Below are 22,846 nucleotides of genomic sequence, written 5' to 3'. Positions count from 1 at the left end.
GTTTGCTCTTTTTTTATTTATCAAAATAGAAATGAAAAACCGAGAATTTATTAACAAAATAGAGTCCAACCCTATCATCGCAGCAGTTAAAGATGATGAAGGACTTGAGGTGGCTCTGACAGAAGACATTGAGATCATATTTGTTTTGTATGGAGATATATGCAGCATACCGACCATAGTCGACAAGATCAAGAAAGCCGGTAAGGTCGCAATGGTGCATGTGGATCTGATAACAGGACTTAATAACTCCAAGGACGTATGTCTTGACTTTATTAAGAACAACACAAAAGCAGATGGGATCATCACCACAAAGAGCAATCTCATCCAACATGCAAGAGAACTTGAGCTAAATACAGTGCTGAGATATTTCATACTTGATTCTCTGGCACTGCAGAACATAGAAAAGCAGGCAAGAAGCCCCGGAATAAAACCTGATATTATCGAGTTTTTACCGGGCATAGTTCTTCCGAAGATGATAAAGCGGATCAACAAGGTCAGCAGAGTTCCGATTATAGCCGGGGGGTTAATAGCGGACAAAGAAGATGTGATGAACGCACTGGATGCCGGGGCACTTGCAATTTCCACCACCAATCATGATGTGTGGGAGCTTTAAAGAGAAGTTAAAGCGAAGGGGCTTTAATAATATTATTTCTTTCACAAGAAAAAGGAGGGTTAAGTAATGGCAAAGTACGTTATGGCGCTGGATGCAGGTACAACAAGTAACAGATGTATCCTGTTCAACGAGAAGGGTGAGATGTGCTCTGTTGCTCAGAAGGAATTCACACAGTATTATCCTCAGCCCGGTTGGGTAGAGCATGATGCTAATGAAATCTGGCAGACACAGCTTTCAGTTGCTCGTGAGGCTATGGCTAAGGTTGGTGCAACCTACACAGACATCGCAGCAATCGGTATCACAAACCAGCGTGAAACAACAATCGTTTGGGAAAGAGCTACAGGTAAGCCTGTATATCATGCTATCGTATGGCAGTGCCGTAGAACAGCTGATATGAAGCAGGAACTTATGGACAAGTATCCCGGAATCGACAATGCAGCTTACAACAAGACAGGTCTTGTATTCGATCCTTATTTCTCAGGAACAAAGCTTCGTTGGATCCTTAACAACGTAGAAGGTGTTCGTGAGAAGGCTGAAAAGGGTGAGCTGTGCTTCGGTACTGTTGATTCCTGGCTTATCTTCAAACTTACAAAGGGTAAAGTACACGCTACTGATTACTCAAACGCATCAAGAACAATGATGTTCAACATCAACACTGTTGACTGGGATAAAGAACTTTGCGACCAGCTCGAAGTTCCTATGAGCATGCTTCCAAAGGCACTTCCTTCCAGCAGCACAGAGTATGGTGAGTCAGATCCTGAGTTCTTCGGCGGACCTATCAAGATCGCCGGTGTAGCAGGTGACCAGCAGGCAGCTCTGTTCGGACAGACCTGCTTCGAGTCAGGAATGGCTAAGAACACATACGGAACAGGATGCTTCATGTTGATGAACATCGGCACAAAGCCTCAGTTCCCTAACAACGGACTTCTTACTACTATCGCTTGGGGTCTCGACGGAAAGGTTGAGTACGCTCTCGAGGGTTCAATCTTCGTAGCAGGCGCAGCTATCCAGTGGCTTCGTGATGAGGTTAAGCTCGTTGATACATCACCTGATTCTGAGTACTTCGCAACTCAGGTTCCTGATACAAACGGATGCTACGTAGTTCCTGCATTTACAGGACTTGGTGCTCCTTATTGGGATCCTTACGCACGTGGAGCTATCACAGGACTTACACGTGGTGTTAACAAGAAACATATTATTCGTGCAACTCTTGAGTCACTTGCTCTTCAGACCAACGACGTTCTCGGAGCAATGGAAGAGGGTTCAGGAATCAAGCTTGCAGCTCTTAAGGTTGACGGTGGTGCCTGCAAGAATAACTTCCTTATGCAGTTCCAGTCAGATATTATCAATGCTCCTGTACATCGTCCTGTATGTGTTGAGACAACAGCTATGGGCGCATCTTACCTGGCAGGTCTTGCAGTTGGCTTCTGGTCAAGCAAGGAAGATGTTATCAAGAACTGGGCTATCGACAGAGAGTTTGAGCCTTCAATGACAGAAGAGGCTCGTGCTGAGAAGCTTAAAGGCTGGAAGCAGGCTGTTAAAGCAACTCTTGGATGGGCTAAGGGCTGATACATATTAACTTAAGTGAGGAAAAAAATCACATATAAAAGGGGGTATTTATTATGAGCATTTATTTAGGCGAGTTTATCGGAACACTTATTCTGGTACTCCTCGGAGATGGCGTTTGCTGTAACGTATCACTTGAGAAGTCAGGATTTAAGGGCGGCGGAGCTGTTCACATCCTTATCGGATGGGGAATGGCAGTTATGGTTCCGGCATTTGCAATGAGCAACTTCACAGGATGCCCTTCAGCATTCAACCCTGCAGTTACAATTGGTATCGCTATCAGAAGCGGTGACTGGTCAACAGTTGCAGGACAGATTATTGCTCAGATGCTCGGCGGCTTCTGCGGCGCAGCTATCCTTATGGTTCTCTACGGAGATCACATCAAGGCTACAGCTAATGATGATGTTGTTCGCGGATGCTTCTGCACAGCACCTTCAATCCCTAACCAGGTTCTGAACTTCCTTTCAGAGTTCTGCGCTACATTCATCCTTGTATTCACACTGGCTCTGATCCCTGCTGGCTCAGACCGCACTGTATGGGTTCTCGTATACGGCGTAATCGTTGCATGCGGTGCTTCCTTCGGTGGACTTACAGGATACGCTATGAACGCAGCAAGAGATACAGCTCCTCGTATTGCTTATCAGCTCCTTGCTCCTAACTTCGGCAAGAAGAACGGCAACTGGGGTTATGGCTGGATCCCTGCAGTAGCTCCTATCTGCGGCGGTATCGTTGCATCTCTTCTTTACAACGTTCTTGCAGGCGCTGGAATGTTTGGCTGATTTAAATGCTAATCGAATAGGATTCGTGCTTGCACAAAGACCAAATAGTAGTATCATAGAATTAACTTTATATTGAACGGGAGGCGAGAGTGAGCACATATACTGTGGGGAACACAGTTTGCTTTCTCTCGCCTTTTTCAAGTTTAGGGTGTATCCCATGCCCAATGAAAAAAGGAGATTATTATGTTGTACGATGTGATCGTAATCGGAGCCGGTGTTACCGGGTCTGCAGTCGCAAGAGAGCTGTCCCGTTATGAGACAAATGTCTGCGTACTGGAGAAATGCGAAGATGTTTGTGAGGGAACATCAAAAGCCAATTCCGCTATCGTTCATGCCGGATTTGATGCAGCTGAAGGCTCGCTTATGGCCAAGCTCAATGTCAGAGGCAATGAAATGATGGGTGATCTTGCAAAAGACCTTGATATTCCGTTTAAGAGAAACGGAGCAATGGTCGTATGTATCCACAAGGAAGCTCTTGATGGACTTAAAGACCTCTATAACAGAGGTATTGCCAACGGAGTTAAGGAACTTAAGATCCTTAACAGAGAGGAAGCTCTTGAGATGGAGCCAAACCTTTCTGAGAACGTTGAGGGAGCACTCTGGGCTCCTACAAGCGGAATCATCTGTCCTTTCGAGCTCAATATTGCTATGGCAGAGAATGCCAACATGAATGGCGTTGATTTCCGTTTCAATACAGAAGTTGAAGATATTAAAAAAGGTGAAGACGGCAATTGGCACTTAAGGACTAACAACGGCGAGTATGTTGCAAGATACGTTGTTAATGCTGCAGGTGTATATGCTGATACAATACATAATATGGTAAGTGCAGACAAGATCCATATTACACCAAGAAGAGGAGACTATTGTCTTCTTGATAAGACTGTTGGCGGACATGTTAAACACACGATCTTCCCTCAGCCCACAAATCTTGGTAAGGGTGTTCTTGTTTCACCTACAATCCATGGCAACCTTATTGTTGGACCTACAGCTGTGGATATTGAGAACAAGGAAGGCAACAACACAACAGCAGCCGGCATCGATGATCTTATTGCTAAGGCCGGTGATCATGTAAGAAATCTTCCTATCAGAAATGTCATCACATCCTTTGCTGGACTTCGTGCCCACGAATCACATCACGAGTTCATCATCAAGGAAGTTGACGATGCGCCACACTTTATTGACTGCGCAGGCATTGAGTCTCCCGGACTTACAAGTAGCCCTGCTATCGGCGAGATGGTCGGCAACATGATGAAGGATATGATGGGACTTAAGGAGAAGGCTAACTGGATCAGCACTCGTAAGGGTGTTAAGAAGACTGAAGGCCTCTCAGTAGAAGAGAGAAATGCTCTTATTAAAGAGAATCCCGCATATGGTACCATCATCTGCAGATGCGAATCCATCACAGAGGGTGAGATCCTTGATGCGATCCACAGACCACTTGGCGCAAGAAGCCTTGATGGCGTAAAGCGCAGAACAAGAGCGGGCATGGGAAGATGCCAAGCTGGTTTCTGCTCACCGAGAACAATGGAAATCCTTCACCGCGAACTGGGTATTCCTTATGAGAAGATCACAAAGAGCGGCGGTAAGTCAAACATTGTCCTTGAGAGAACAAAAGGGGAGGTAAGCGGGTCATGAAGACATATGATATCGTAATAGTAGGCGGCGGCCCTGCCGGACTCGCAGCAGCTGTAGCAGCCAAGGAAGCCGGCAATGACAGCATCCTTATTCTCGAGAGAGACCATGAGCTTGGTGGAATCTTAAATCAGTGTATCCACAACGGATTCGGACTTCATACCTTTAAGGAAGAGCTCACAGGTCCCGAGTATGCATATCGTTTTATCAAGCAGGTTCTTGATCTTGGTATTGAGTATAAGCTAAATACCATGGTTATGGACATCGCTGCAGACAAGACTGTAACAGCCATGAACAGAGAAGACGGAATGTTCCAGATTCCTGCCAAGGCAGTTATCCTTGCAATGGGCTGCAGAGAAAGACCTCGTGGAGCCCTGAACATTCCGGGTTATCGTCCTGCAGGTATTTTCTCAGCAGGTACTGCACAGAGACTTGTAAATATTGAAGGCTACATGCCCGGTCGTGAGGTTGTAATCCTTGGATCCGGTGATATCGGACTTATCATGGCCCGCAGAATGACCTTCGAAGGCGCCAAGGTTAAGGTTGTAGCAGAGCTTATGCCTTACTCAGGCGGCCTTAAGAGAAACATCGTTCAGTGTCTTGATGACTACGGAATTCCTCTTAAGCTCTCACATACCGTTGTTGATATAGAGGGAAAAGACCATGTAACAGCCGTTACAATCGCTGAGGTCGGACCTGACAGAAAGCCTATCCCCGGAACAGAAGAGAGATATACCTGTGATACACTCCTTCTTTCCTGCGGACTTATTCCTGAGAATGAGCTCTCAAGATCGGCCGGCGTAACAATGAACCCTGTTACATCAGGACCTGTTGTTAACGAGTCTCTTGAGACCAACATCCCCGGTGTATTTGCCTGCGGTAACGTTCTTCACGTACATGACCTTGTTGACTATGTATCTGAGGAAGCTAAGAGAGCCGGACAGAATGCTGTTAAGTACATCGCTGACGGATGTAAGGAAGCTGAGGGTGCAAATGTTATTGAGCTGTGTGCTACAGACGGCGCAAGATACACAGTACCAAGCACCATCAACAAAGACAGAATGGATGACCTTCTCACAGTAAGATTCAGAGTAGGTGATGTTTATAAGAATTCCTTCGTAAGTGTATACTTCGATGATGAGAGAGTAATGCACAACGAAAAGAGAATCCTGGCACCCGGTGAGATGGAGCAGATCATTCTTCAGAAAAAGAAACTCGATGAGTATCCAAATCTTAAGAAGATAACTGTAAAGATAGAAAAGGAGTAAGGCTTATGGAAACCAGAGAATTAACATGTATCGGATGTCCTATGGGGTGCCTTGTTACAGTTACTTTGGATAATGGAGAAGTTAAAGAGGTAACAGGTAACACATGTGCCAAGGGCGATATTTACGCCAGAAAAGAAGTGGTCAATCCCACAAGAATTGTTACCAGCACTGTTAAGATCGTAGGCGGTGACAAGGAGAGAGTTTCTGTTAAGACTGCAAACGACATTCCAAAGAGCAAGATCTTTGAGGTAATGAAAGACATTGATGCAGCAGAGGCTAAGGCTCCTGCCCACATCGGTGATGTTCTTATAAAAGATGTTGCCGGAACAGGCGTTGATGTAGTTGCTACAAGAAATGTAGAAGCAATTTAAAAAAGCTATTGCAACTTTTATGTGATAGGAATAGAATACAAGGTGTACTAGTTCAGATAGTACACCTTGTATTTTTTGTGCAGAGCACTTGTCGGGGATAAGCAAAACGTGGAGGTTACCATGAATTTGATCGACTACCAGGATAGCAGGCCTATCTACGAACAAATTGTTGAAAACTTCAAAATGCAGATCTACAAAGGAATCCTTCAGGAGGGGGACCAGATGCCCTCAGTAAGAAACCTTGCTGTGGAGCTTTCCACCAATCCCAACACAGTCCAGAAGGCCTATGCCGAGCTGGAGAGACAGGGATTTATTTATACAGTGAAAGGCAGGGGGAACTTTGTAAAAGGAGGGGACATTCTTTTAGAAGGCAAGAAGTCTGAACTGGTAAAAGAGATAGTTGAGCTCTTTACAGAAGCCCACGAAATAGGGCTTTCACTGGATGAGCTTGTTGAGGAGATAAAAAAGCATTTGGATAAGCTTGGGGAGGGTAAGCATGATTGAATTACTGAATCTTGAAAAATCATTTGACGACATAAAAGCTGTCAATCGTGTTTCACTAAACATCTTAGACGGTGAGGTCTATGGACTGGTCGGAACCAACGGTGCAGGAAAGAGTACGATACTCAGGATCATATCAGGAGTAATCAAGCCGGATGAGGGAATTGTTCTGGTGGATAAGAGACCTGTTTACGATAACCCTGAGGTTAAAAGAGATGTCTTTTACATATCAGACGATCAGTACTTTCTTCCGAACTCAACTCCTGAGGAGATGGCAGTATACTACGAGAACATTTATCCCGGCTTTGATAAACTGAGATTCTATAAACTATGCAGCGGATTCGGGCTGGATGTAAAGAGAAGGATAAACACTTTCTCAAAGGGTATGAAGAAGCAGGTTTCAATTCTTCTTGGAATCTGTGCTGGAACAAAGTATCTTTTGTGCGATGAGACCTTTGACGGCCTTGATCCGGTTGTAAGGCAGGGAGTTAAGAGTCTTTTTGCCGGAGAGATGGCTGACAGAGGACTGACACCGGTTATCGCTTCCCACAACTTAAGGGAGCTTGAAGATATCTGTGATCACATAGGTCTTCTTCACCAGGGCGGAGTGATCCTCTCGGAAGATATTGAGGATATGAAGATCAAGATGCAGAAGGTACAGTGTGTATTTGCTTCGGAGGAAGATGAAAAGAAAGCACTTGAAGGCCTCAATGTTCTTCTTCATGAGACCAGGGGAAGACTTCACACCATCACAATAAGAGGTGAGAGAGAAGAGATAGAGAGGGCCTTTGGCAGAGGCAATCCAATCTTCTTTGAAGTTTTGGCACTTTCATTGGAAGAGATCTTTATCAGTGAAACGGAGGTAGTTGGGTATGACATCCGCAAATTTGTCCTTGGGTGAGAAATTAAAGAATCACAGAACATATTTAAACAGGACCCTTTGGTCCGGATATATAGCACTTCCTTTTTTGGCAGCATATTTTATTCTTGGCGTTATCATGATGATCTCAAGGACCATCAATTATGCAGCAAGATATAACCAGAGTGATGCTGTGCTGTATCAGGAAAAGCTAAGAGCAGTTTCGAGAGTACTCGGCGTTGAACAGTTTGGATTTGTTATTGTCATCGGTATAGCTGTTATGTTCGCTCTTCAGGGCTTTTCATATGTGTTTGATACCAGCAAGCTGGACTTTTACTTAAGCCAGCCTACTACCAAGGCACAGAGGATTGCCAAGAATTATTTCAATGCGATCACATCATTCCTGATCATGTATGTAGGGTGCGAAGCTATTGCGCTTATTATTGCAGCATGTATGGGAGCAGTCGGCAAGTACCTGTATCTGTCGGTTCTTATTGAGACCATAAGAGCATTTAACCTGTTCTTTGCTTTTTACAACATAACAGTTCTGGCAGTGATGTTAAGCGGAAGCCTTCCGATTGCAATTCTGCTGACCGGATGCTTTGCTTTTATATCAATACTTTTTGCAGGAGAGCTTTACTTCTTTAACAGCATGTTTTTTGCTACTCACAGCTCGATGCAGCCATTTAAAGCATGGTTTTCTCCTTTATATGACAGATTTGGAATTTATATCTCTCTTGTTGAAGAACAACGATCATCATATGCGCTTATAAGTCATGAGTATATAAGCGGTGTTATTGCAAGGATACTTCCTAAAGAGATCGACACCCTTGTAACCGGACTTATTGCATTTGTTTTTGCTCTTATCTTTGCAAAAATGAGACAGGCAGAGTGGGCTGGAAAGGGTATTGTTATAAGGCCTTTCAGATGGCTTGTCAAGATCGTGGTATGTGTTGCAGCAGGCCTTGGAGTGGGATACATCGTATATCTTGTATATGAGACTGTGTGGTCACAGAAGCTCTTTACTCAGATGTGTCTGATAATGGCTCTGACTACAATCGTTACCGGATGCATTGCCGAAGTAATCCTTGAGGGAAATATCAGGAGAGTATTTAAGGGCAAGTGCCAAACTATTATGGCTCTGGCAATAGTACTTTTGATATTCACTATCTACAGAGGAGACCTTCTTGGATTTGACAGCTATGTACCTGCTGCTGACAAGATTGAGAGCTGCGCTATCGTAAACAATGCAAGGGCATTTAATCTTTACAGTGTATTGGCTAACGGCAGTATTTATGATGAAGAACTGATGACCATAACCAATACGGAAGATTTCGTAAAGATCGCATCCGCCGGAATGGAAAACAGAAAGCTTCAGAAAAAGAATTATGATGACAATATTTACGATTCCATGGGCTATGAACTTGAAATTGTCTATAGATTAAAGAACGGCAGAAAGGTTTACAGATACATTACCGTTCCCTATGACACAGTAAACGAAGAACTGGCAAGGATAGTTGACAGCGAGGAGTTTAAGAGAGGATATTTTGATATCTTTAACGATGGAATTGTAAGAGAGCTTGATGTTCCTTCTCTCCATAATCTTGTCTATGATTCTATGGGCGCATCAGAGAGCACCAGGAATTTCTCTTATGAAGAGTTTAGTGAAGCTTATAGAAAAGACATTCTGGACAACTACAGTTTTGAATACGCAAGTAAGAACATGCCTATAGGATGCGTGAACTATGAAGGTAACAGCGAGAATTACGTATACGGAAGCATGGATGTGTTTGAGACTTATACCAATACAATAGATTACCTTAAAAAGCTTGGCATTTATATCGACTATAAGATTGATGCCTCAGATGTAAGAGAAATCAAGGTTAACAACTACTACCCGGGATATGACCTGGAAACCGAATCAATCAGCGACCCGGATCCAAACGTTGAGACTTCTCACGCGACCTATACGGATCCTGAGCAGATAAAAGAGCTTTTGGAGGCATCGGTGTACAGTAATACATATAATCCCTGGTTTGACTATCGTCTGTTTAATGATCAGTATTCGGTTGAAATACTAAGAGACGGTAATTACCAGTATTCGAGCTTGTATTGCTCAATTCTAAAAGGGAAGGTTCCGCAGTTTGTTAAAGAAGATACCAACTAAATTTAAAAGCCTTTCCGCAAACAGGAAAAGAAGACTGGTTTCATGGGCATTCTTGTTGCCATCCCTGCTTGGAGTTCTTCTGTTTTTTGTAGCTCCCTTCATAGTGGTCATCTTTTATTCGGTGATTGATAACCCGATCAGGATGAACTTTGTGGGACTTAAGAACTACGTCAATGTATGGAACAATGCGGCATTTAAACAGGCAGGCCTTAATACACTGCAGTTTTCTGTGGTGGCAGTGCCTTTGGCAGTTGTGCTATCACTGTTTTTGGCGGCGGTGATGGAATCAAGAATACCGGGAAAGAGCTATTTCAGAACGAGCTTCTTAAGCCCTCTTATGGTTCCTATCGCATCGGTAGTACTTATCTGGCAGGTGCTGTTTAACTATAACGGACTGGTCAATGATTTCCTCGGGAAATTCGGAATAGCCAAGACAGATTTCCTTAAGTCGGACAAAGCTATGTACGTTATCTTAGCTCTTTTCCTGTGGAAGAATCTTGGATATAACATGATCCTGTTTATGGCAGCTCTGGCCAGTATCCCCAAGGACCTTTTGGAGGTGGCGGCCTTGGAGCATGCCAATAAATACCAGATTTTCTGGTATATAAAGGTGAGATACATGTCCTCCACGATCTTATTTGTGGCCATCATGTCCCTTATTAATTCCTTTAAGGTATTCAGGGAAGTGTATCTTATGACGGGAGATCACCCTTACGAAACGCTATATATGCTTCAGCATTTCATGAATAATACCTTCGCTTCGCTGGACTATCAGAAGCTTTCAGCTGCAGCGATCATAATGTTTATTGTGGTCTCAGCCCTGGTCTTTGTGATGTTAAAGGTAGAAAACTTGTATGGAAGGGATGTTGAAGGCTGATGAGACAGCTGACAAGGCCATTACTTAGAGCCTATAAACGAAAAAAGAGAATAAATGATCTTAAAACAGTTATTGTAACTACGGCTGCAATAGTTTTTGCTATCATTTTCCTGATGCCAATCATACTCACTGTTACAAACTCCTTTATGTCGGCATCGGAGATAGCTTCAAACTATGGAAGTATATTTGCGACTACTGAAAAGGGCGGGAAAGTATTTGTGTCAAACAAAGTAAACCTAAAGCTCATACCCGACATGATAACCTTTGCGCAGTACATTTCAGTTCTTTTCAAGAGTCCACAGTATCTTTTAAAGTTTTGGAATTCAGTGTTCTACACACTTCCCATTGTAGTAGTGCAGCTGGCTATTGCAGCGCTTTCTGCCTACGGCTTTTCAAGGTACGACTCTAAGGCTAAAAGAGCGATATTTTTTGCTTATATCATTATCATGCTCATGCCTTATCAGGTTACACTGGTACCAAACTTTCTGGTATCAAAATCTTTGGGGCTTTACGGCACCAAATGGGCTATACTGCTTCCGGGATTCTTTAGTCCCTTCGCTGTCTACCTTCTTACGAAATTCATGAGAAGGATACCTACTGAAGTTATGGAGGCAGCAAGGGTCGACGGTGCAGGCGAGTGGATGATCTTTTCCAGGATATGCCTTCCGCTGTGTAAGGGAGGTCTGGCATCCATAGCCATTCTGATATTTTTTGATTATTGGAATATGGTGGAACAGCCACTGGTTCTTTTACCGGATTCGGATATGCATCCGCTCTCGGTATTTTTGTCCAGGATAAACACAGGGGAGATAAGCCTGGCATTTGCTGTGGCGGTGATATATCTCATTCCGCCGCTTCTGATATTTTTATATGGAGAAGATTATCTGGTAGAGGGAATTTCTTACCAGGGAGGAATCAAGGGTTAATTTAGTTTACGGGAGAGTTTTGTTATGTCAGAAGAATTTGTAATAAGAGAAAATATGGGTGAGTCCGGAGATGATAAAAAGGATTCCGGCAGAAACAGAAAGGACATGGTGAAGAACTTTGCCATAGCTTTTTTGTCAATCATGCTTATCCTTACATTTTTCTCCAACACCATCATGAATTATTCGCTGCCTCAGGTGGCGACCCAGCAGATAACAAGCGGAACCATTTCTCCTCAGATCAGAGGTACAGGAACCGTATCTGCCGAGGATCCTTATAATATCACGGTAAAAGAGACAAGAAAAATATCGGGAGTGGCGGTCAAGGAAGGTGCTCACGTGGAGATGGGAGATGTCATCTACTATCTTGAGGACAAGGAGTCACAGGAGCTTATGGATGCCAAGGACAAACTCGATGAACTCGAGCTTTCATATGAGCAGTCGCTGTTCTCCGGTGATGTTCCAAATGATGTCATCACAAACGTAAGAAGTGGCAGGAAAACCACTTATGATACATATCAGGCTGAGCTTGCAGCTGCAACAGACAGATACAACAATGCCTTAAATGCGGACAATGCTGCTCAGGCAGACATAGATTATGTTACCCAGAAGGATAACTATGATTCAGCCGGCAATTCTTATAATGCTGCAACACCGGGCTACAGCATTGCGCAGCTCAACTATGAGCTTACAAAGGCTCAGAACGAAGGAAATGACGACAGAGTACAGGAACTTGAGAATCAGATCGCAGAGCTGACAAAAGACAGCTCACAGCTTCAAAACTACGGAACACAGCAGAATCTTAGCTATGATCAGAAGCTTGCCCAGCTTTTCCAGACAAAGGCTAAGACCGCAGCAGAGCTTAAGGCTGCTGAACTGGAGAAAACAAATCTTTTAAAGAGCATCAATACCGAGATAAGTCTCTGCCAGATGAGAGACAAGATCAGTGAGCAAAGAGACCTGGTTGCAAAGCTTGAAGCTGAGTCAGTCGGAGCATCCGTTAAGACTCCTGTTGCCGGAACTGTATCAAGTCTTTCAAAGGTTTCCGGTGAGTCAACTTCAGCTGATGAGACAATAGCAGTTGTCCAGGTTGACGGAAAAGACATGACAACAAGCTTTTCAGTTACCAATGCCCAGGCTCAGAAGCTTAAGGTCGGTGATGCTGCGAAGCCTCAGAATATCTGGCAGTACGGGGATGACTTTAAGGCAACTCTCACTTCCATCAGAAATGATAAAACAGATCCGGGAAATAAGAAGCTTCTTACCTTCAAGCTTGAGAGTAAGGACATTGCTCCCGGACAGAGCATATCACTTGCCATCGGCGAAAGAGCTGTTGAGTACGATCTCATCGTTCCAAACAGTGCGATCAAGACAGACAGTAATGGTAAGTTCATTCTTGTAGTAAAGAGCAAATCAAGCCCTTTGGGCAACAGATACATGGCATCAAGAGTTGACGTCACAGTCAAAGCTTCTGATGACAACAATACAGCCATTGCTGCTGCGGTAGAAGGAGATGAGTATGTCATCACAACTGCTACAACACTTATAAAGGCCGGAGATCAGGTGAGGCTTTCAAACGAGTAATGAGTTTTGACGGATTAAAAGAACAAACAGTTAACTTTATAAAGAAAAAAGCTTTCATCATAATACTGAGTGCTGTATTGCTTGTCATATACATGCTCATGGGACTTGTTTCAACTCATATAATAAATGGTCTTCCTGAACAGCAACTTGCAGATAGATGGTCGGATGAGATGAATATGGCTCAGGTTAGTATCTTTGTGACACAAGATCAGCTTGTTAAGGAAGAAGACCTGAAGAAATTCACCTATCTTCTTGAAAAAAAGCTCGTGGAATCCGGTGTTGTGAGTGAAGAGGACGAAGATGCAGAGCAAGGTAAAAATCCTCAGATCATTGATACAATAAATATCGATGATATGAACAAAGAAGAGGAAGAAGAGCAGAGTATGCCTCAAAAGACACCTCTTCAAGAGCTTTACGACATCGCGTACTGCGCCCAGGGCAAGGTGAACCTGAAGTTTGAGAACAGAACAGCTGACAGAGCTTCTGCAATCGGAGTGGGAGGAGATTTCTTTTTGTTCCATCCCATGACCTTTGTGTCCGGATCCTATTTCTCAGGAGATGACCTGATGAAGGATGGCATTGTCATTGATGAAGAGATGGCATGGCAGCTCTTTGGATCCACAGACATCATTGGAGAGTGTGTTGAGATCGAAGGCATTCCTCACTACGTAGAGGGTGTTGTAAAGAGGGATAAAGGCAGGATTAAAAAGGCTGCCCAGCAGGATACCAGCTATGTTTATATGTCCTATGACTCTCTGTCCAAGTATGGAACGATCCTCAGTGGAGTAACCGAGGAACATGATGTTTCCGAGGACGGAACCACTGCGAAGTCAGGAGGCATTACCTGCATTGAAGTAGTATGTCCCAATCCCGTAAGGGGACTTGCTGCCAAGATATGTAAGGAGAGTCTTGGAATCGGTGATGAGTATGTGACAGTGGTAGATAATACAGAGAGGTTTTCTTTCTTTTCACTTATAGCAGTACTCAGAAACTTCTTTACAAGAAGTATGTGGAATAAAGCAATCTTTTATCCTTACTGGGAAAATACTGCAAGAGGCTATGAGGATATTCTATCGCTCATACTGCTTGTGAGAATGATATGCATGACAGTGCTTATTCTGATACTTGTAGTCTTTGTGGTTGGCGCTTACAGGCACAAGAAGTGGACTGTAAGGGGAATTGTCAAATACCTTTCAGATAAGAAATACGATTTGGAAGTTGAACATAAGAGGAAAAAGGAGAAATTATGAAAAAGAAATCTTTGTTAAAGAGGGGGATATCCCTGGTGACGCTTATGTCTCTTTTACTGGGGACTTTAAGCGGATGCTCTATGGGAAATAAAGGCGGATCAAGCCTTGTGGACGAAGCTTCAAAGAGCACAAAGGACTATGTGTTTAAGAGCGAGAAGCTCGATATTATTGATGCTTCGGATTACAGCAATATTTCAATCGTTGGGCAGAGAATCTACGCAACAACTTATTCCGATGGCGAAAATATCACCATATGCTCTTTTAACTCCGACGGAAGTGACCTAAAGACGGTGAAGATCCCTGAGAGTGATGCAGACAGCCATGGCAATATGACCTATGACAAGGACGGCAATCTCTACTGCGTTCTCTACAAGTACTACTACACTGATAAGCAGGGCAATGTTGTTGATATGGAAGACGTTTACGAAGAAGAGGGTATGGGAGATGGAGAAGTCATCACCATGACTGAGGAGGAGACTTCGGCTGACGGAGATATTATCGTAGATAAGATGGTTCCGGACGGTGAGAACATGGACGATGACTATGACTACCATGAGGAACAGTACCTTCAGAAGTATGACGCTGAGGGTAATGAGATTTTTAACATCATGCTCTCTGACGGACAGGATGAAGAGAACTACTTCTCAATGTATGGAATGGTCTACGATGAGAATAAAGGTCTGATCGTCAGCTCAAACAGAGGAATCCAGAAGTTTAATGAAGTCGATCAGTCTTTTGACATGATACTCGATACAACTGATTCAGCCAGTGAGTTTTATGATACTTCAATAAGCCTGTACAGCGGCTTTGACGGACAGATATTTGCTTCTCTCTGGGGAGATCACGGAATTGAGCTTAGAAGCTTTGATCCTGAAACAGGTAAGCTCTCTGACCCTTCAGGACAGTTCGAGACTTATGATGATTATTCATTCTTTAGCGGAAACGGATATGACCTTTATGTGTCAAAGACAGATGGATTCTATGGCTATGATAAAGGGAAAGATGCACTGACCAAGCTCCTTGATTACGTTGATTCAGACCTCAGCATCGGCTATTCGATAAACAGTGTAGTTGCTGTAAGCGATCAGGAGTTTATCGCAAACCTTCCTGATGAGAATTATAATTACGCACTTTACAGACTGACCAAGGTTCCTGCAGATCAGGTAAGAGACAAGACAATTATCACTCTTGCAGGAAGAGGCATCGACTACAATGTAAGAGATATGGTCTATAAATTCAATCAAGAGTCTGATGGCTACAAGATAAAAATCGTTGATTATGCATCACTGGATTCTGAAGATGACTGGCAGGCAGGACTTACACAGTTTAACCTTGATATTGTATCGGGAAATATCCCTGATATCATGTTTTTTGTAAATGACGAGCCTGTTGACAGCTACATCAATAAGGGACTGTTCCTTGATATGAGCAGCTACCTTGCTTCCGACCCTGAGCTTAAGGATGTGAAGTTTGTACAGAATGCTTTTGATGCCTTTAAGACAGGAGATAAGCTTTACCAGATCATTCCTTCATTCTATGTAAACACTTTGGCTGTAAAGGCTTCAAATGTACCGGGAATGGATACGCTTACCCTTAAGGACTGCAAGGAAATGATAAAGCAAAAGGGTGTGACATTTTCAGATTCCTTTGGTATGACGGCAAAAGATACCATCATGTACTATGGAATTATGACATCAGGCAATAAATTCATTGATTGGGAGAACAAATCCTGCAATTTTGGCAGCGATGGCTTTATTGAGCTTTTGGAATTTGCTAATGAATTTCCTGATGAGATCACTGAAGATATGTGGATGGACTACGACGAGGCCAGCTACAGGACGGGTGAAGCACTTTTTTCACTTACATATTTAAACGGCTTTAGGCCCTACAAAAGGTATGTTGACGGAACCTTTGGCAGTGATATCAAGCTGATTGGATTCCCTAATGAACTTGGGGTTAACTGTTCCATTTTAACTCCCAATGCGCGATTTGCTGTCAGCTCACAGACCAAGTACCCTGAGGAGTGCTGGAAGTTCCTTAGAAAACTCTACTTGGATGAGTATCAGGACACCATAGAATACGACTTCCCAATCAGGAAGGACAAGTTCGATGAACTTGCCAAGAAGTCCATGGAAAAGCAGTTCTGGATCGACGATGACGGAGAGAAGCACTACGAAGAAGAGTACTACTGGGTTGGCGATACACAGATTGAAGTTCAGCCGCTTACTCAGCAGGATGTGGATACTGTTACAGATTTTGTTGAGTCTCTTACCCTTACTTATTCCTCCAATGAGGCTGTAAGCAACATTATAAGCGAAGAGGCAGCTGCTTACTTTAAGGGGCAAAAGAGTGCTCAGGAGGTGGCAGATATTATCCAGAGCAGAGTTTCAATATATGTTAATGAAAACAGCTAAATAAAACGCCTGCGATGCATCTAAGGATTGCTCCGCAATCCTTAGCCGCACTGACGCGCGGTATAAAAATAGGCATATAGTCAATTAGAAACGCTTGCGTTTCAATTGATTATATGCCTATTTTTGCATCGCTTGACTTAAGCAGGATACGGGAATCGAACCCGCCTCTTCAGCTTGGGAAGCTGACATACTACCGATGTACTAATCCTGCGCCTTCCAACTATTTTATTTTAGGCATTCTGTGCTATAATTTCAAGAGTATGAAAAATATTTTGTGGAGGTAAAAGGATATGACAGAAAAGATCAAAAACGTGGCCGGCAAAGGCAAGGGCTTTGCGGCCGAATTTCGTGAGTTCATCATGCGTGGAAACGTGATGGATATGGCAGTCGGTGTTATCATTGGCGGAGCTTTCCAGAAGATCATTTCATCACTGGTTGATGACATCATCATGCCGATCATCAGCTTACTTACCGGTGGAATTGACTTCAACAACATGTTTGTTTCTCTTGATGGCAGTTCATATGCCACCCTCGAGGCAGCAAAAGAGGCCGGAGCAGCTACACTTAACTACGGTACATTCATTACAGTAATCATCAACTTTATTCTCATGGCACTTGTAATCTTCTGCCTTGTAAAATCCATGAATAAGATAGCAGCAAGATTTGAAAAGGAAGAAGCAGAAGCACCTGCTACAACTAAGATCTGCCCACGTTGTAAGAGTGAGATCAACATTGAGGCAACAAGATGCCCTCACTGCACATCTGAACTTTAATTAACAGTCATCTATGTGAGGAAGGAAAACTGAATATGAAAAGGATTAGTGACTTTGTTGGAAAGTATATGGCAATAATTGTTCTCGTAGTTGCAGCTCTGGCACTTTTTGTACCAAAGTCATGCCTGTGGATACAGACATCATGGATCAACTACCTGCTTATGGTTGTAATGTTTGGAATGGGACTTACTTTGAAGTTTGGCGATTTCGCAGTAGTCTTCAAACGTCCAAAAGATATCATTATCGGTTGTATTGCACAGTTTACCATAATGCCTCTTCTGGCATTTGCACTTGGTAAGATATTCGGCCTTGAGACAGGTCTTCTGGCCGGAGTAATCCTTGTAGGAACCTGTCCGGGCGGAACAGCGAGCAATGTAATGACATATCTGAGTAAGGGAGATGTAGCCCTTTCAGTAGGAATGACCAGTGTCAACACGCTCCTGGCACCACTTCTTACACCTGCTATTACATACCTTTTGTTAAAGACAACAGTATCAGTGGATGTGCTGAGCATGTTCCTTTCAATCATCAAGGTAGTTATCATCCCCATTGCGCTGGGCTTTATCATTAACAGATTCTGGAGCAAATATACAGAAAAAGTATCAGATGTACTTCCGCTTATTTCTGTAGTTGCAATAACACTTATTGTTGCAGCGGTTGTTTCTCACAATGCTGAGAGAATCCTTGAAACAGGAGCTATCGTATTTGTAGTAGTTATCCTTCACAATGTTCTCGGATATGTTGTAGGATTTGCGCTTGGACTTGTACTCAAGCTTCCAATGTCCAAAAAGAAAGCACTCTCTATCGAGATTGGAATGCAGAATTCAGGTCTCGCAACATCCCTTGCTGGATCAGCTTTCCCTGACCTTGCAATGGCAACAGTGCCCGGAGCAATCTTCTCTGTATGGCACAACATATCAGGAGCGCTTTTAGCTAATATTTACAGAAGACTGGAGGATAAAGATAAGCAGTCTGACAACTTTCTGAAAGAGGAGAAAGGCGCTTAACAGATCAAATAAATCAAACAACCGGTAAATGAGCATGGCCTCATTTACCGGTTGTTTTTAAATGTATATAGAAAGTAGTTAAATCCTGGTTGAACCTCTCTTGATAAGTTCGCCTGAGAAGATGGTCTTCTGTGGCATCTCATTCTGAGTCAGGGTTCCGATAAGTGTCTTAACAAGCTGAATGCACATATCCTCAAGTCTGTTATCGATTGAGGAGAGCTCCGGCTCAGAGCAGTGGGAGAGGATTGAATTGTTGTATCCTATAACCTGAAGCTCTGAAGGAACCTTGATGTGATTAGCTCTGGCAAAGTTCATGGAACCTACTGCCAAAAAGTCATCACTTGTTACGATGGCATCGAACTTAAGACCCTTGGCGTGAAGGCTCTCTACAAAGCCCTTAACACCATCTATGTCCTCGTGACTTCCCTTAAAGCACTGCATGAGCTGCTTCTTGAGCGGAATGTCATGTGTAAGAAGGGCGTTCTGGAATCCTGCCAGCTTCTTAAGACCTGAGTAGGAGTTACTGTTGTAGAGATAAAGGATATCCTTGGCTCCGCCGTTAATAAGCTGCTCTGTTGCATCCTGTGTTGCCTTGTAATCATCGCAGAGAGTGCAGTAAACATTGTTACAGTCAAAGTCCGCGTTAAGGAGCATGATAGGCACAGTTGCAGCTGCCTCCTTAATGTACTGGTTATCCTCGGAAGTGTTCATGATAAAGTTGGAGCCTATCATGACAATCGCATCTACATGCTGGGACAAGAGGAGATTAACCGACTCTTTCTTGGTCTCAACCTCATAACCTGTACAACAAAGAACTGAGTGATATCCGTTCTCACGGAGCTTCTGCTCTATGTAGTAGATGGCCTTGGCAAGGTACAGATCGGATGCATCGGCACAGAGAATACCAATGGTCTTCATGGAATTAAGACCAAGTCCTCTGGCAAAAGCATTGGGCTTATAGCCATATTGTTCAATTATGTCCATGACTTTCTTGCGAGTGCGGGGCTTAACATTGGTGGATCCGTTAAGTACACGGGATACTGTGGCAATTGAAACCCCTGCCTTCTTGGAAATGTCATATATTGTCATCTGGTTGCTCATAAAGTTATCTTTCTTCTAACGGGAATTTGAAATATCTAACTGCATTATTATAAGAGATATCTTTTACAATTTCACCGAGAATATCAAGGTCCTCTGAAGGATATTCACCATTTTCAACAAGAGATCCCAAATAATTACAAAGGATTCTTCTGAAGTACTCATGTCTTGTATAGGAAGTAAAGCTTCTTGAGTCTGTAAGCATTCCTACAAAGCCTGAGAGATTGCTGGATTCAGCAACGCATCTGAGCTGCTCCTCCATACCGAACTTGCTGTCATTGAACCACCATGCGCTTCCCTGCTGGATCTTGGCAACTGCAGGACCTTCGTTGAAGCAGTTGAGCATAGTGTTGATGATCTTGTTATCGTTAGGGTTAAGTGAGTAGAGAATTGTCTTAGGAAGAGAATTCTTTACATGAAGGGCATTGAGGAAATCTGCCATCTCACCCATAGGATAGTAAGCATCGATTGAATCGTATCCTGTATCGGGACCGAGCTTCTCGAACATAGGAGTGTTGTTGTCTCTCTTGCATCCGAAGTGAAGCTGCATTACCCAGTCTCTCTTTGCAATCTCTTCACCTTCAAAGAGCATGAATGCTGTCTGGAACTTCAGATCTTCCTCTTTGGTAAGTTCTGATCCGGCAAGGCGCTTTGCAAAGATTGCCTCAACTTCTTCGTCAGAAGCAGGGTAGTACATAACATATTCAAGGGCGTGGTCTGTAACTGTGCAGCCCTTTGAAGCAAAGTAATCAAGTCTTACCTTAAGAGCTTCCTTAAGTGAAGCGAAAGAGTCGATCTTAACTCCGCTTACATCTGAAAGAGCCTTAAGATAATCAGTAAACTCAGGCTTAGTGATATTCTTAGCCTTGTCAGGTCTCCATGCAGGAAGAACCTTAACATCAAAAGTTGGATCTTCTTTAATCTTGTCGTGCCACTCAAGAGTATCAACAGGATCATCTGTTGTGCAGATAAGAGTTACACCTGAAGCCTTGATAAGTGATCTTACGCTTGTTGCAGGGTCCTGAAGAACCTTGTTGCAAAGATCATAAACTTCCTCGGCGGTCTTTGAATTAAGAACGCCCTGGTAACCGAAATATTTACGAAGTTCAAGATGTGCCCAGTGATGAAGCGGGTGTCCTACCGACTTCTCAAGGCACTTTGCGAACATAAGAAATTTATCCTTATCAGAAGCATCTCCTGTAATAAACTTCTCATCAACCCCGAAAGAACGCATCATGCGCCATTTGTAGTGATCTCCTCCGAGCCATACCTGTGTGATTGTGTCGAAATGACGATCCTCGGCTATCTCTCTTGGACTGATGTGACAGTGATAGTCAAGAATGGGCATGTTCTCTGAATAATCATGGTACAGTTTCTTGGCAGATTCAGACTGCAGAAGGAAATCTTCGTCCATAAATCTTTTCATTTGTATACCCTCCAAACCTTTCAATTATGAAAGCATTTTCATAATTTTTTTCAAATTGATTATACAAGACAGCCACGGCAATTACAATAGAAAAATTTGTTGACGTTTGATTTAGTTAAATATATGATTTTATTGTAAACGCTTACAACATATTTTCAAAACACAAGAAGGGTAGGTTACAAATGGGCAGATTTTTACAGATTCATCCCCAGGACAATGTGGTTGTATGCCTTGAAGAATTAAAGAAAGGCGAGAGCGTAACTCTTGGAGATGGCAGAGCGGTAGAGGCTTTGGAAGATATTCCTGCAGGCCACAAGATGGCTGTTAAGGACATTGATGACGGAAAAGACATTGTGAAATACGGATACGCCATCGGACATGCTACAGAAGCGATAAGCACAGGCAGATGGGTTCACACACATGATATCAAGACTAATCTTGAGGGAATCCTTGATTATAAGTATCAGCCCGATCCTGAGTATGTTCCTGCCAAAGAGGCCAAGATGGGCACGAGAAAGGGCACATTTAAGGGCTTTGTAAGGGGTGATGGCAGAGTAGGCATAAGAAATGAAATATGGATCATTCCCACAGTCGGCTGTGTAAACAACATTGCAACAGCTCTTGCCAAGCAGGCTAATTCCTATATTAAGGGAAGTATTGATGAAGTAGTTGCTTTTACACATAATTACGGATGCTCTCAGACAGGAGACGATCAGGAGCACACAAGAACAATTCTTGCAGACCTTATTAAACATCCAAACGCAGGCGGAGTGCTTGTTCTTGGCCTTGGCTGCGAGAACAGCAATATCGATGTGTTGATGCCTTATATAGGAGAGTATGACAAGGACAGAGTTAAGTTCCTGGTATGCCAGAAGTCAGACGACGAGATGGAGGACGGACTTAATCTGTTAAAAGAGCTTATAGACACAGCATCAGCTGATGAAAGAACAGATGCTGATCTTTCAAAGCTCATAATCGGACTTAAGTGCGGCGGAAGCGACGGCTTTTCCGGAATCACAGCCAATCCTCTTGTGGGCAGGATTTCAGACCGCATTATAGAGTATGGAGGAACCAGCATCCTGACTGAGGTTCCTGAGATGTTCGGAGCAGAGACTATTCTTATGAATAGATGTAAGGATGAAAAGACCTTTGAAGATACCGTCAATATGATCAACGGCTTCAAAGAGTACTTCACCAAGCAGGGCGAGCCTATATATGAGAATCCATCTCCCGGAAATAAGGCGGGCGGAATTACAACACTTGAGGATAAGTCCCTTGGATGCACACAGAAGTCCGGCGATTATCCTGTAATGAACGTTATGGAATATGGTGAGAGAACTGAGACGACAGGACTCAACCTTTTGTGCGCACCCGGCAATGACCTCTGTGCAGCAACAGCCCTTGCCAGTGCAGGAGCTCAGATTGTGCTCTTTACAACAGGAAGAGGAACACCTTTTGCATGTCCCGTTCCTACTATGAAAATAGCCAGCAACAATACCATTGCTCAGAAGAAGGGCAATTGGATCGACTTTTGTGCAGGCCGTATATTAGACGGAGAAACCTTTGAGGACCTCACTGATGAACTCTTTGACAAGATTGTAAGAACAGCATCAGGTGAAAAGCTTAAAAGTGAACTGGCAGGTTTCCATGATATGGCAATATGGAAAAGAGGAGTAACACTTTAAAGAAATTTTTTGTAAATTTTTACATGTAAGCACTTTCCAAAATTGGCGTATAA

At 43.3% G+C, this 22,846-nt stretch carries 19 protein-coding genes and 1 tRNA gene; 17 read left to right on the top strand and 3 right to left on the bottom strand.

Features of this window, described 5'->3' with window-relative positions; translation table 11 throughout:
- Nucleotides 1–31 precede the first annotated feature (31 nt).
- From G632_RS0109315 to G632_RS0109250, 14 genes are all read left to right on the top strand, one after another.
- Nucleotides 32–613, top strand: a complete 582-nt coding sequence (locus G632_RS0109315) for a glycerol-3-phosphate responsive antiterminator (protein WP_026512511.1) — start codon at nucleotides 32–34, stop codon at nucleotides 611–613.
- A gap of 66 nt (nucleotides 614–679) precedes the next feature.
- On the top strand, nucleotides 680–2,182 hold the full coding sequence (gene glpK / locus G632_RS0109310; protein ID WP_022768783.1) for a glycerol kinase GlpK: 1,503 nt from the start codon (nucleotides 680–682) through the stop codon (nucleotides 2,180–2,182).
- Nucleotides 2,183–2,235: 53 nt separating this feature from the next.
- Nucleotides 2,236–2,958: an MIP/aquaporin family protein gene (locus G632_RS0109305; protein WP_022768782.1), complete on the top strand. Its 723-nt coding sequence runs from the start codon at nucleotides 2,236–2,238 to the stop codon at nucleotides 2,956–2,958.
- Nucleotides 2,959–3,144: 186 nt separating this feature from the next.
- Nucleotides 3,145–4,593: an NAD(P)/FAD-dependent oxidoreductase gene (locus tag G632_RS0109300; RefSeq protein ID WP_026512510.1), complete on the top strand. Its 1,449-nt coding sequence runs from the start codon at nucleotides 3,145–3,147 to the stop codon at nucleotides 4,591–4,593.
- Nucleotides 4,590–5,858 (top strand): NAD(P)/FAD-dependent oxidoreductase, encoded by a 1,269-nt coding sequence (locus G632_RS0109295; RefSeq protein ID WP_022768779.1) that lies wholly within the window; start codon nucleotides 4,590–4,592, stop codon nucleotides 5,856–5,858. Before G632_RS0109300 ends, G632_RS0109295 begins: the two co-directional genes overlap by 4 nt.
- Before the next feature lie 5 nt (nucleotides 5,859–5,863).
- A complete protein-coding gene (locus tag G632_RS0109290; protein ID WP_022763714.1) occupies nucleotides 5,864–6,229 on the top strand; it encodes a DUF1667 domain-containing protein in 366 nt (121 codons plus the stop codon).
- A gap of 120 nt (nucleotides 6,230–6,349) precedes the next feature.
- Nucleotides 6,350–6,733: a GntR family transcriptional regulator gene (locus tag G632_RS0109285; RefSeq protein WP_022768777.1), complete on the top strand. Its 384-nt coding sequence runs from the start codon at nucleotides 6,350–6,352 to the stop codon at nucleotides 6,731–6,733.
- Nucleotides 6,726–7,631, top strand: coding sequence for an ABC transporter ATP-binding protein (locus tag G632_RS0109280; RefSeq protein WP_022768776.1), 906 nt, complete (start codon nucleotides 6,726–6,728; stop codon nucleotides 7,629–7,631). Before G632_RS0109285 ends, G632_RS0109280 begins: the two co-directional genes overlap by 8 nt.
- A complete protein-coding gene (locus G632_RS0109275) occupies nucleotides 7,603–9,756 on the top strand; it encodes a DUF6449 domain-containing protein (protein WP_022768774.1) in 2,154 nt (717 codons plus the stop codon). Before G632_RS0109280 ends, G632_RS0109275 begins: the two co-directional genes overlap by 29 nt.
- On the top strand, nucleotides 9,734–10,633 hold the full coding sequence (locus G632_RS0109270) for a carbohydrate ABC transporter permease (RefSeq protein WP_022768773.1): 900 nt from the start codon (nucleotides 9,734–9,736) through the stop codon (nucleotides 10,631–10,633). Before G632_RS0109275 ends, G632_RS0109270 begins: the two co-directional genes overlap by 23 nt.
- Nucleotides 10,633–11,559, top strand: a complete 927-nt coding sequence (locus G632_RS0109265; protein ID WP_022768772.1) for a carbohydrate ABC transporter permease — start codon at nucleotides 10,633–10,635, stop codon at nucleotides 11,557–11,559. Before G632_RS0109270 ends, G632_RS0109265 begins: the two co-directional genes overlap by 1 nt.
- A gap of 24 nt (nucleotides 11,560–11,583) precedes the next feature.
- Nucleotides 11,584–13,140, top strand: a complete 1,557-nt coding sequence (locus tag G632_RS0109260) for an efflux RND transporter periplasmic adaptor subunit (protein WP_022768770.1) — start codon at nucleotides 11,584–11,586, stop codon at nucleotides 13,138–13,140.
- The gene (locus G632_RS0109255; RefSeq protein WP_022768769.1) at nucleotides 13,140–14,390 is read left to right on the top strand and encodes an ABC transporter permease; all 1,251 of its coding nucleotides are present in this window, start codon (nucleotides 13,140–13,142) and stop codon (nucleotides 14,388–14,390) included. Before G632_RS0109260 ends, G632_RS0109255 begins: the two co-directional genes overlap by 1 nt.
- A complete protein-coding gene (locus tag G632_RS0109250) occupies nucleotides 14,387–16,804 on the top strand; it encodes an ABC transporter substrate-binding protein (RefSeq protein WP_022768767.1) in 2,418 nt (805 codons plus the stop codon). The genes G632_RS0109255 and G632_RS0109250 overlap by 4 nt, the downstream gene beginning before the upstream one ends.
- A 140-nt stretch (nucleotides 16,805–16,944) precedes the next feature.
- Here the strand turns inward: G632_RS0109250 and G632_RS0109245 are convergent.
- Nucleotides 16,945–17,015: transfer RNA gene (locus G632_RS0109245), tRNA-Gly, on the bottom strand.
- A gap of 79 nt (nucleotides 17,016–17,094) precedes the next feature.
- Between G632_RS0109245 and mscL the strand changes: the two genes are divergently transcribed.
- Nucleotides 17,095–17,577 (top strand): large conductance mechanosensitive channel protein MscL, encoded by a 483-nt coding sequence (gene mscL / locus G632_RS0109240; protein WP_022768766.1) that lies wholly within the window; start codon nucleotides 17,095–17,097, stop codon nucleotides 17,575–17,577.
- A 35-nt stretch (nucleotides 17,578–17,612) separates the two neighbouring features.
- Nucleotides 17,613–18,584 carry a bile acid:sodium symporter family protein gene (locus G632_RS0109235; RefSeq protein ID WP_022768764.1) on the top strand — a complete coding sequence of 324 codons (972 nt, stop codon included), beginning with the start codon at nucleotides 17,613–17,615 and terminating at the stop codon, nucleotides 18,582–18,584.
- 78 nt (nucleotides 18,585–18,662) lie between these two features.
- On the opposite strand, the gene G632_RS0109230 is transcribed toward G632_RS0109235, so the two are convergent.
- Both G632_RS0109230 and uxaC read right to left on the bottom strand, forming a co-directional pair.
- Complete coding sequence (locus G632_RS0109230) at nucleotides 18,663–19,685, bottom strand: LacI family DNA-binding transcriptional regulator (protein WP_022768763.1); 1,023 nt, start codon at nucleotides 19,683–19,685, stop codon at nucleotides 18,663–18,665.
- 4 nt (nucleotides 19,686–19,689) lie between these two features.
- A complete protein-coding gene (gene uxaC, locus G632_RS0109225) occupies nucleotides 19,690–21,108 on the bottom strand; it encodes a glucuronate isomerase (protein WP_022768762.1) in 1,419 nt (472 codons plus the stop codon).
- Between the two features lie 182 nt (nucleotides 21,109–21,290).
- Between uxaC and G632_RS0109220 the strand changes: the two genes are divergently transcribed.
- Nucleotides 21,291–22,793 carry a UxaA family hydrolase gene (locus G632_RS0109220; RefSeq protein ID WP_022768760.1) on the top strand — a complete coding sequence of 501 codons (1,503 nt, stop codon included), beginning with the start codon at nucleotides 21,291–21,293 and terminating at the stop codon, nucleotides 22,791–22,793.
- The last annotated feature ends 53 nt before the right edge of the window (nucleotides 22,794–22,846 follow it).

The organism is Butyrivibrio sp. NC2007 (genome assembly GCF_000421405.1).
Classification (GTDB): domain Bacteria; phylum Bacillota; class Clostridia; order Lachnospirales; family Lachnospiraceae; genus Butyrivibrio.
This window is presented reverse-complemented; position numbering and strand designations above follow the sequence as displayed.

Coding starts and splice junctions, on each gene's coding strand:
- G632_RS0109290 (WP_022763714.1), top strand. CDS start 5,864: ATGGAAACCAGAGAATTAACATGTATCGGATGTCCTATGGGGTGCCTT.
- G632_RS0109235 (WP_022768764.1), top strand. CDS start 17,613: ATGAAAAGGATTAGTGACTTTGTTGGAAAGTATATGGCAATAATTGTT.
- G632_RS0109265 (WP_022768772.1), top strand. CDS start 10,633: ATGAGACAGCTGACAAGGCCATTACTTAGAGCCTATAAACGAAAAAAG.
- mscL (WP_022768766.1), top strand. CDS start 17,095: ATGACAGAAAAGATCAAAAACGTGGCCGGCAAAGGCAAGGGCTTTGCG.
- G632_RS0109250 (WP_022768767.1), top strand. CDS start 14,387: ATGAAAAAGAAATCTTTGTTAAAGAGGGGGATATCCCTGGTGACGCTT.
- G632_RS0109275 (WP_022768774.1), top strand. CDS start 7,603: ATGACATCCGCAAATTTGTCCTTGGGTGAGAAATTAAAGAATCACAGA.
- uxaC (WP_022768762.1), bottom strand. CDS start 21,108: ATGAAAAGATTTATGGACGAAGATTTCCTTCTGCAGTCTGAATCTGCC.
- G632_RS0109280 (WP_022768776.1), top strand. CDS start 6,726: ATGATTGAATTACTGAATCTTGAAAAATCATTTGACGACATAAAAGCT.
- G632_RS0109255 (WP_022768769.1), top strand. CDS start 13,140: ATGAGTTTTGACGGATTAAAAGAACAAACAGTTAACTTTATAAAGAAA.
- G632_RS0109230 (WP_022768763.1), bottom strand. CDS start 19,685: ATGAGCAACCAGATGACAATATATGACATTTCCAAGAAGGCAGGGGTT.
- G632_RS0109285 (WP_022768777.1), top strand. CDS start 6,350: ATGAATTTGATCGACTACCAGGATAGCAGGCCTATCTACGAACAAATT.
- G632_RS0109220 (WP_022768760.1), top strand. CDS start 21,291: ATGGGCAGATTTTTACAGATTCATCCCCAGGACAATGTGGTTGTATGC.
- G632_RS0109315 (WP_026512511.1), top strand. CDS start 32: ATGAAAAACCGAGAATTTATTAACAAAATAGAGTCCAACCCTATCATC.
- G632_RS0109305 (WP_022768782.1), top strand. CDS start 2,236: ATGAGCATTTATTTAGGCGAGTTTATCGGAACACTTATTCTGGTACTC.
- G632_RS0109295 (WP_022768779.1), top strand. CDS start 4,590: ATGAAGACATATGATATCGTAATAGTAGGCGGCGGCCCTGCCGGACTC.
- glpK (WP_022768783.1), top strand. CDS start 680: ATGGCAAAGTACGTTATGGCGCTGGATGCAGGTACAACAAGTAACAGA.
- G632_RS0109260 (WP_022768770.1), top strand. CDS start 11,584: ATGTCAGAAGAATTTGTAATAAGAGAAAATATGGGTGAGTCCGGAGAT.